The 6,411-nt window shown below is 55.7% G+C and carries 6 protein-coding genes; 3 read left to right on the top strand and 3 right to left on the bottom strand.

Features of this window, described 5'->3' with window-relative positions; translation table 11 throughout:
• Positions 1-140: 140 nt before the first annotated feature.
• The 3 genes from EN879_RS19985 to EN879_RS19975 form a co-directional block, all read right to left on the bottom strand.
• Positions 141-1,028, bottom strand: coding sequence for a proline/glycine betaine ABC transporter permease (locus tag EN879_RS19985; protein WP_063170454.1), 888 nt, complete (start codon positions 1,026-1,028; stop codon positions 141-143).
• An 85-nt stretch (positions 1,029-1,113) separates the two neighbouring features.
• On the bottom strand, positions 1,114-2,103 hold the full coding sequence (locus tag EN879_RS19980; protein ID WP_164746276.1) for an ABC transporter substrate-binding protein: 990 nt from the start codon (positions 2,101-2,103) through the stop codon (positions 1,114-1,116).
• Between the two features lie 11 nt (positions 2,104-2,114).
• Positions 2,115-4,244, bottom strand: a complete 2,130-nt coding sequence (locus EN879_RS19975) for an FAD-dependent oxidoreductase (protein ID WP_244514260.1) — start codon at positions 4,242-4,244, stop codon at positions 2,115-2,117.
• A gap of 95 nt (positions 4,245-4,339) precedes the next feature.
• On the opposite strand from EN879_RS19975, the gene EN879_RS19965 reads away from it, so the two are divergent.
• From EN879_RS19965 to EN879_RS19955, 3 genes are all read left to right on the top strand, one after another.
• Positions 4,340-5,242: a LysR substrate-binding domain-containing protein gene (locus EN879_RS19965; protein WP_342030131.1), complete on the top strand. Its 903-nt coding sequence runs from the start codon at positions 4,340-4,342 to the stop codon at positions 5,240-5,242.
• A gap of 446 nt (positions 5,243-5,688) precedes the next feature.
• Positions 5,689-5,877, top strand: a complete 189-nt coding sequence (locus tag EN879_RS19960; protein ID WP_013527958.1) for a DUF2158 domain-containing protein — start codon at positions 5,689-5,691, stop codon at positions 5,875-5,877.
• 151 nt (positions 5,878-6,028) lie between these two features.
• Positions 6,029-6,411: acid-shock protein (locus EN879_RS19955; protein WP_127274199.1), on the top strand; the 383-nt coding region annotated here is incomplete at its 3' end.

The following is a 6,411-nucleotide window of genomic DNA, read 5'->3' as shown; positions in this document are numbered from 1 at the left end:
GTCCAAGGACAAGCCCGTGGCGTTCGTTCAACTCATCTTTCGTCATCCCTCTCGCCAATGCATTCAGGTGGTTGTTGGCATTGGCTCCGAAGATCTTGAACAGATGTGAGATAACGATTCCGACTTGTTTTTCTTCACGATCAGGCATGCATCAACTCCAGGTGTCGCTGCAGCCGCTTGCCATAAGCTTGGCTGATACGGTCAAAAATGATGGCGATACCAACAATGGCTAGTCCATTGAACAAACCCAGCGTGAAATACTGATTGTTGATCGCTTTGAGGACCGGTTGACCCAAACCCTGCACCCCGATCATCGAGGCAATGACGACCATGGCTAGTGCCATCATGATGGTCTGATTGACGCCAGCCATGATGGTCGGCAGCGCCAGGGGAATCTGGACGTCTCGCAGCTTTTGCCAATTGGACGAACCGAAGGCATCGGCCGCCTCTAATACATCCTTGTCCACGAGGCGGATGCCCAGATTTGTCAGCCTGATCATGGGAGGGATCGCATAGATTACGACGGCTATCACACCAGGAACCTTGCCGATTCCCAGCAGCATCACCACCGGGATCAGATAAACGAAGCTTGGCATGGTTTGCATGACATCGAGTACCGGATTGATGACCCTCTGGATGCGCTCCGATCTCGACATCGCAATTCCAACCGGCGCACCGAGCACGATGGCTATGATCGTCGAGACAAGGATCATGGACACCGTCTTCATCGTATCGTCCCACATGCTCAGGAACCCGATTGCAACGAGGGTGACGACGGTTCCAGCCACGGTTGTCAAGTTTCGGGATGCAAGCCATGCCAGCCCAGCCGCCAGCGAAATGATCAGCGGCCAGGGCGTGTCGGTTAGAAAGTGCTCGCACTTGATCAGAAGGTACTGCAACGGCGCGAAAACGCCCTCAATTGAATCGCCGTATGTTCGGGTGAAGGTTCGAAAAGCGTCATCCAGCCCCTTTTTGACAAGCCGCAAGGCCTCGTCATTGAGATGGGGAAAATTTGTCAGCCAATCCATGAGGAATTCTCGGTCGGTCAGCCCAGTGAGGGCAATGGCGGTCGCAATGATGGCCGCTCTAAAGGCCACCACCGCGACACGTTGATTAAAGTGCCGCTTTGATTTTTCCGGCGACGCCGACCGGGACCCACTTGGCCCAGATATCCTCGCGTGTCTTGAGGAAATACCTTGCCGCATCGTCACCAGTGGCCTGGTTGTCGGTCATCCAGGTCAAGAGACCGTTCACCGTATCGTTGGACCACGACCGGGTTTGCAGGTACTCCATCACTGCGGGATCAGTACGATCCGAAAAGCCTTTCGTGACGATCGTCTTTACTCGATCTTGCGGCCAAACGTTTGGCTTTGGATCGGCACAATCCGCCACTGTATTGCAACGCTTCCATTCAGCCTGATTGTAAGGAACCCCGAAGTCGAGCTTCACCATTTCATACTTTCCCAGAATCGACGTCGGAGCCCAATAGAATCCGAGCCAGCCTTGGTGGCGCTCATATGACTTTGCTATCGATCCATCCAAGCCGGCTGCCGATCCGGTGTCGATCAAGGTGAAGCCGGCTTTTTCAGCGCCGTAGGCTTTGAAGAGCTGCGTTGTAACAACCGTCGCGCCCCAGCCCTGAGGCCCATTGAAGACCGCCCCTTTCGATGAATCTTCAGGTGCTGGAAAGAGCTCCGGATGTTTGAGCGCATCCGCAATGGTTTTGATATCCGGATGTGCTTCGGACACATACTTTGGAATCCACCACCCGTTGACGCCACCATCTTTGAGGGCCGCGCCAGTTTCAACAAGCTTGCCTAGCTTGATGCCGGTAGCGACAACATCTGGCAGCAGATCGACCCAGATCTCGGGAGCAACATCGGGCTTTCCCTTTTCGATCATGGAGGTGACCGTCGGCACGGTGTCCCCTTCGAGAATTTCCGCATCACATCCGAACCCAGCTTTAAGAATGAACTTGTCCAGGCTTGCCAGCACTTCAGCGCTCTGCCAATTCATGCTGGAGATTGTCAGCTCACCGCAGCTTGATGCAGCATTCGCAGGGAGTGACTCCAGTACAAGAATTGTCAGGCATGCCGCCGCCAGTGGGAGATTTTTCACGTCGTTTCCCCTTTCATTTGCCTATGTGTTACTGAGTAGCGCGCTTGATCGGAGCCGGTCTGTCCGGCGACCGTGATGACGGAACAGACACGCAACGCATCAAAGAGCGCAGCATGGATGTTCCTCGAAGAGACCGCGTCACCAATCCGGAACAACACGAAATCACCGGCCGGGTTCACCGTTCGGTACTCGGCTTTGCCGTCCAATAGAGATGCTACTTCTATTTGGCCGTTGTTGACTGAATGACTTTGAAGATCGAAGTACAATTCAGCGTTTTCTTCCGTCCCGACTTCATAGAAGACATGATCGGCCTGGAATTTTTCTTCCAGGTCGGTGAGGACGTTTCGCACGGTGACGGTCAAACGGTTGCCGTCAGGGCTCAAGGCAACGATCTCACGGTCGGTGAGGAAGTTCACCCCGCGCTGATACAGGTTGCGCATGCCGACGCCGTAGTTCGTCGGCCCGAGATTATGAAGAGGTGTGCGATCCGGCGTTAAGAGAGTGACGCAAGCACCGGATTGGGTTGCTACCTCCGCCGCCACCAGCGAGTGATGGTCGCCTCGATCGTCGAAAATGATGACCTCTCCAACAGGAGGCTGTCCGGTGAACACGTCCCAAATCGGCCGGGCAAGATGCGCGCCGCCAATGTTCAGCGAGCGCGGCAGTGCGCCTGTCGCGATCACCACCAACACAGGTTTCTCACGCAGGATGTCCTCGGCTTCCGCCAGCATGTTGTAGCGAACATCAACGCCGAGATGCTCGAGTTCATTGACCAGCCAATCGATGATCCCGCGCATCTGGCGCCTGGTGGAACCTCCGGCCGCCATGTTAATCTGTCCACCCAGCTGGTTGGACGCTTCGAACAGGGTCACCCTGTAACCCCGCTCGGCGAGAACACGGGACGCCTCCAGTCCTCCTGGGCCTCCACCAACAACGACAGCGCGCAAACCCGCTATTTCATGGCGGCGAAAGCGATGCGGGAAGAAACGCTCGCGACCGGTCGCGGCATTCTGGCCGCATAAAGCGTCTTTGCCTTGATTAACCCGGTCTGCGCAGTAGTTCATTCCGACGCAGGTGCGGATACGATCTTCCTGCCCGGTTTGCAGCTTTGAGACCAGGTAGGGATCGGCGATGTGAGCCCTGGTCATTCCCACCATATCGACAATGCCGTCGCGCAGGGCATGGCGAGCAGTTGCGATATCGGCAATGCCTCCTGCATAGAATATAGGTAGTGAAACGGCCTCACGTATGTCTTTGGCAACTCCAAGGAAACGGGCTGCGGGAGTGCCCATAGGAGGCATCCATTGAGCCAAGCCCAGATCGTCGTATGGCGCTCCCGCAAGCACGTTGAGGAAGTCGACCAGGCCGCACTGCTCAAGCCGCTGGGCGATCTCGATGCAGTCCTCGCGGCTGAGCCCACCTTTGAGGAAATCGTTACCGGTGATCCTCAGTCCTATGATGAACTCGTCACCCACAGCATCGCGGACGCCGTTCAGGACGTCGAAGGTGAGTCGAAGCCGGTTCTCCAGGGAGCCGCCATAATCGTCCTGTCTGAAATTGATCAGAGGGGATAGGAATTGTCCCAGCAAGTGCGAGTGCGACAGGATTTCGATTCCGTCAAAACCGCCCTTTTTGCATCGTGCCGCCGCGGCCGCAAAGTCCTTGGTGACGCGTACTATATCAGCCCTTTCCATACTCTTTGGATAGGCTCGGTGCGCCCGTTCTCGCGTGTTAGATGGTCCTATTACTGGCAGCCATTCCCCTACGTCGCTGGATGTACGCCTCCCCATATGTGTCAGCTGACACATAATCGCGGCGCCATGGGAATGAACGCCCCCGGTAAGCAGTTCAAACCAAGGCAGGATGCTGTCATCGCCGGCATAAAGTTGCCCAAACGCGGACGGGCTGTCCGACGAAACGTTGGTCGATCCCCCCACCACCGTTAGAGCAAGCCCTCCCTTGGCCTTCTCCTCATGATAGAGCCGGTAGCGCTCCGTAGGCCAACCGTTCTCTACATAAGCCGGCGCATGAGCGGTGCTCATAATCCTGTTTCGAAGTTGCAGAGACCTGAGCTGGAATGAATCGAGCAACGGGTCCTTTTGTCGATGGCTATCGTGAGATGGCACTCTTGGCTTCCTCAGCGTATTATGGCTGGGACTATGATTACGGGGTGCTTTTCGGATAGTCAGCGTAAGATCGATCACGCCTGAGGTAAATCAGATTGACGTCTCGTCCGCCTTTGAGATTGCCGCCACTACACAGTCTGGTCGCGTTCGAAGCGGCGGGAAGCCACATGAATTTTACCGCTGCGGCTCATGAGTTGAATGTCACCAGGGAAGCGGTAAGCATGCAGGTCAGGCTCCTGGAATCCAGGCTTGGCGCCAAATTGTTCGAGCGGGGGCAACGAGGCGTGGCACTTACAGAATATGGGCGCCAATTTCACAATACAGTTTCAGAAAGCTTATGGCTGATCTCAAGGGAGTTTAACGAGAAAGTCGCTGACATTCCGGCAAATGTAACAGTTAGTACAACCGTTGCATTTGGAAGTTGCTGGCTGATGCCGAGGTTGGCTGATTTTCGAATTCGCAATCCCGGGATCAATATAAAACTGGTTGAAACCGATGAATGCTTGGATATGAGCAAATTCGGGATAGACATTTCGATTAGATATGGTCGCGGTGACTGGAATAAATTGAAGTCCGAGAAAGTGTTTAGTGAGGAGTTTTTTCCGATTTGCAGCCCAGGATATGTAAATTCTGTCGGCGCCGAAAACTTCCGCAAGTTTCAAAACGTGACGCTGCTGCATCTAGATGGGCGGGCTCACGAATGGGAGAATTGGGACAAGTGGCTTGAATTCGCGAAGCTAACTTCTTTACGCCCTCAGCAAGGAATCTGGTTTCAAAATTACGACAATCTGCTGCGGGCCACCCTCGAAGGGCAAGGGTTGGCGTTGGGATGGACACGCCTTGTTGAGGAGAAGCTGTCAAATGGGAGTCTCGTACGCCCTTTTGACCTCGCCTTCACGACCGGCAATGGCTACTACATTGTTGAAGCTCCAGCGAATGCTCCAAATCGTGCCAGCAAGATCTTTAGGAACTGGATACGCGACAAAATGCGCATCTAGTCCCGTCGCCGTCGGGCGCTTATGGAAACCATGCAAGGATTTTTTCGTGTGTAACAGCGCCGTTACCCGCTGAAGGCCGCACACAGTAGTGTTCTTGTACATCGCGGATTTATACTGATTCGTAACTGGCCAGCTTTCCAGTTGAGTTCATGGACGACGCGCCCTCACTGGGATGGCCGATCCCATGCCGACTCAAGGCGCGGGCAAGGACGTTACGGGACGATCTCTAGGGAACTCGTTGCGACCCGCTTGGCATCGAAAACGATTTTGATTCTAATGGCTTGAGCCGGCAATTGGCTGCCCGCAAGCGCACCATCCCCCCTCCTTTTCGTCGTCTACCCCTTCGCATCTGGTGCAAAGGATTGCGGCGCCGGCCTGGCAGATCTGCCATTGTCGAGACCCCGGTTTGGTGTGAAACTCATGGCCTCAGCATGGGAGGTCAAAAAATGCCCAACAATTTCAAGACCGGAGACGTGGTCAAGCTGAAATCCGGAGGCCCCAGGATGACGGTCAGCGATGGCGCAGCCTCGGGCATGTATCTGTGCCACTGGTTCAATCGCGAGGGCGAGGTGTGGACCCCGCAGCATGCCGGGTTCAAGCCCGAACAACTGATTGCGGCCGACCAGTCGGACTAGAGCTCCTTCCATCCCGATCGACGGGATGCGCACCCGAGCACGAACGGATCAGCACGCGCGACCGACGGATTTTCCGGGTCGCGGCGTTTAACGGTTGAAGCGCGATGACGGCACAAGCCGTCTGCGTCGCGCCAAGCTGGAGACGCACAACATGATCAGCCGTTCGATATTAGTCGTTGCCTTGAGTTTGCAGACCGTTGCGGCTCTTGCCCAGGCAACGACCCCGCCTGCACCGCAGACCGCCGCGCCACTTGCCGCGCCAGGCGCGTCGGGGAGCAGGTCCGACATCACGCTGGCCAAATTCCAGAAGCGGCGCGAAAAGGCGATCATGGCGGCCGACACGGATGGCGACGGCAAGATCAGCCTGCTGGAATGGGAGGCCTTTCAGGCGAAGCGCAACGTCAAGGGCGACGCCGCCAGATCCTTCGCGCGGATCGATTCCAACCATGACGGCTTCATCGATCGCGCCGAACTCGATGCGTTTTTCGCCAAGCGCTTCGCCCGGCTGGACAAGAATGCCGATGGCATTCTGAC

Source organism: Mesorhizobium sp. M7A.F.Ca.AU.002.02.1.1, assembly GCF_003998535.1.
Taxonomy (GTDB): Bacteria; Pseudomonadota; Alphaproteobacteria; order Rhizobiales; family Rhizobiaceae; genus Mesorhizobium; species Mesorhizobium ciceri.
This window is presented reverse-complemented; position numbering and strand designations above follow the sequence as displayed.